We start from the raw sequence: 2,872 nt of genomic DNA, 5'->3' as shown, positions 1-2,872 counted from the left end.
CAGCGGGGCGGGGACCTCGGGCACCGGGGGGAGGCGGTCGCCGAGGGCGGTCACCGCCGGAAGCTTGAAGGTGGCGGGTCCGCCGGGGGAGCGCCGGGGCCGCAGCTGGGGGATCCACACCGCGCCGTCGGTGGTCGCCCGGCAGACGGCACCGTCCCGGGTCGCCACCACCTGGCCGGGTTCGCCACGCAGCTCGTCCTCCGGGTGACCGCCGTGCAGGAACCATTCGCCGCCCAGCAGTTCGTCCCGTACACCGGGCTGGGAGTCGGCCGCGCGCAGCTTGCGCAGCACCGACTCGGTGCTCTCCGTGGACCAGTCGATGCGCCGTACGGCCTGGGTGAGCCAGGGCCGGGTGCGGACCCCGTCGGCGCCGGTCTGGCGCCTGGGGGTGTAGACCCCGGAGGCGAAACGTTCCACCGCTGCGACCACCGCGAGCAGCGCGGCGTCGGCGATCTCCCCCCGGTAGAGGTCGCTCTTGCCGACGGGGGGCACCGGGCAGTGGGCGGTGGCCCAGACGTCGCCGGCGTCCATTTCCTCCTCGGCCTGCAGCACGGTGACGCCCCAGCTGTGCACCCCCTCGCCGATCGCCCAGTCCAGCGAGGAGGGGCCGCGGTCGCCCAACGGTCCCGGATGGACCACCAGGCAGGTGACGGCCGACCAGACGTCCTTGGGGATGGCGGCGGTGAGCATCGGTGCCACCACCAGCTCGGGGGAGTGCAGGCGTACGGCCTGGCGGAAGCAGTCGTCCTCGCGGACGAGCTCCACCGCCACCCGGTGGCCGTGGTCGCGCAGTTCGGCGAAGACACGCTGGGTGAGACTGTTGAAAGCGCTGGCGAGCAGCAGGATCTGCATGGCGGCCTACCTGCGGTGAGGAGCACGGACGGGGGCGAGCCGATGGACGTCCACACTGGCACAGCGGACCGCTTCGGCCCTGGCGTTCGGCCCAGCGAGCGCCGCTCGCTGGCGTACGCCCGGGGCGCGCGGAATCTGGCGCAAGCGGGGTGGACAGCGCAGCAAGGGGCCCGGAGGCCGAAGCCTCCGGGCCCCGCACCGGGGAGATCAGCGGAACACGATCACCACGTTGTTACCGAAGCCGGCGAAGCCGTTGACGCCACCGAAGCGGCCGAAGCCACCGCCGAAGCCGCCGAAGCCACCGCGCTCGAAGCCGAAGCCGCGCTCACCACGCTCGCCACCGCGGCCGTGCTCGCCGCCACGCCCGTGCTCGCCACCGCGGCCGTGCTCGCCGCCGAAGCCGCCCTCGCCGCCGCGGCCGAAGCCACCGCCGAAGCCGCCCTCGCCGCCGCCGAAGCCGCCCTCGCCGCCACGGCCGAAGCCACCTTCACCGCCACGGCCGAAGCCGCCCTCGCCGCCGCGGCCGAAGCCACCGCCGAAGCCGCCCTCGCCTCCGCGGCTGCCGCCACCTCCCTCGCTGCTGTAGCTTTCGTGGCCGCCTCCCTGGGAGCTCGCCGACGCGGTGCCGGCGAACGGAATCACGGACGAGGCCGCGGCCAGGGTCACGATGGCGGCAGCCCGCGCGATGCGCTTGGACACTTGAAGTCACCTCATGTGTTGTTCGGAATTCCCCCGACGTCCTCGACGCTAGGCCGGGGCCTGAGGGCCCCGCATCCGCAGGCGGCCGTCCGGGTAGTGCCCCGAAGGCGCCCAACCGGACCAGCCCGACGGCCCCTCAGACTCCACTGCGGGAAGGCCGCGCAGGGCCGTCGGCCTCCCCGGCTCCAAGGGGTGCGCCCTCGAACGAGTGAACGCCCCTGGGCGGGCCGACGGACGGGGGGTCGGCGCCGGCTGACCGTGCGGAGGCGCCGCACCCGGCCGTCCGGGAGTCCCGGCGGTTTCGGGGCCGGGTGAGACCGGGTCAGGGCCGGGTCACGGCGAGCATGGCGGCGTCGTCCGTCAGATGGGTGCCGGTGTGCGCCGCGAGGTCGGCGATGACGGCGTCCAGCAGCGCACCGGGCTCCAGCGGCACCGGGCGTGACAGCCGCGGCAGGGGATCGTAGAAGGACCCGTCGGGGCAGCGGGCCTCGGTCACCCCGTCCGTGTACAGGACCAGCGTCGACGCCGGCGGCAGCTCGAAGGCGTCCACGGGCGCCTCCGCTTCGCCGGCCAGGGCGGCCAGGCCGAGCGGCACCGCCGGACGGGTCGGCTCCAGTGCGCGGACCCGGCCGCCGTGGACCAGCAGCGGCGGCGGATGACCCCGGTTGACCACCCGCAGCGTGCGGTGGTCGGGGGAGATCTCCGCGACCACCGCCGTGACGAAGCGCTCGTCACCGTCCGGGGCCCCGTCCACCTGCCCGAGCCTCGTCAGAGCCCGCTCCAGGCCCCGGGCCAGCCCGGGCAGACTGTCGCAGCGGTCGGCGACCTCACGGAACGCACCCAGCACCACGGTGACCACCGCCACCGCCCCCACCCCCTTGCCGCGGACGTCCGCCACCATCAGCCGGACCCCGTACGGGGTCTCCTGCACGGCGTACAGATCACCGCCGATCTCCGCCTCCTCCTCGGCCGCCGTGTAGCGGGCGGCGACGGAGAGCGAGCCCAGCCGGGGCGGCGGGGGCGGCAGCACCGCCCGCTGGACGGCCTCGGCGACGTCCCGCGCGGACCGCAGGCGGAGCCGGTCACGGGCCATCAGCCGGTTGATGACGGCGGCGCACACGGTGACCACCACGATGGACACCAGCTCCACGACGGCGGTGGTGTCGATGGCGCCGCCGTGCCAGCGGGCGAGCGCCAGACCGGTCAGAGCGGCCAGCGTGCCGGTGAGCACCGTGCCGCGGAAGGAGAGCAGCGGGGCGGCCGCCACCGGGGACGCGGCCAGCAGCGGCACGGTGCTCACCGGCGGTGGGGAGAGCAGGTC

3 protein-coding genes are annotated in these 2,872 nt (G+C 75.3%); all 3 read right to left on the bottom strand.

What is annotated here, in order from left to right:
* Window positions 1–852 (bottom strand): formyltransferase family protein (locus AOK09_RS28820; protein ID WP_265736747.1); only part of this gene is annotated, 852 nt, incomplete at its 3' end.
* Between the two features lie 207 nt (window positions 853–1,059).
* Window positions 1,060–1,551, bottom strand: a complete 492-nt coding sequence (locus AOK09_RS41185) for a hypothetical protein (protein WP_063796104.1) — start codon at window positions 1,549–1,551, stop codon at window positions 1,060–1,062.
* Between the two features lie 322 nt (window positions 1,552–1,873).
* Window positions 1,874–2,872, bottom strand: a 999-nt coding sequence (locus tag AOK09_RS28810) for a PP2C family protein-serine/threonine phosphatase (protein ID WP_055590178.1), incomplete at its 5' end; no start/stop codon positions are given.

It is taken from the genome of Peterkaempfera griseoplana, from assembly GCF_001418575.1.
GTDB lineage: Bacteria > Actinomycetota > Actinomycetes > Streptomycetales > Streptomycetaceae > Peterkaempfera > Peterkaempfera griseoplana.
This window is presented reverse-complemented; position numbering and strand designations above follow the sequence as displayed.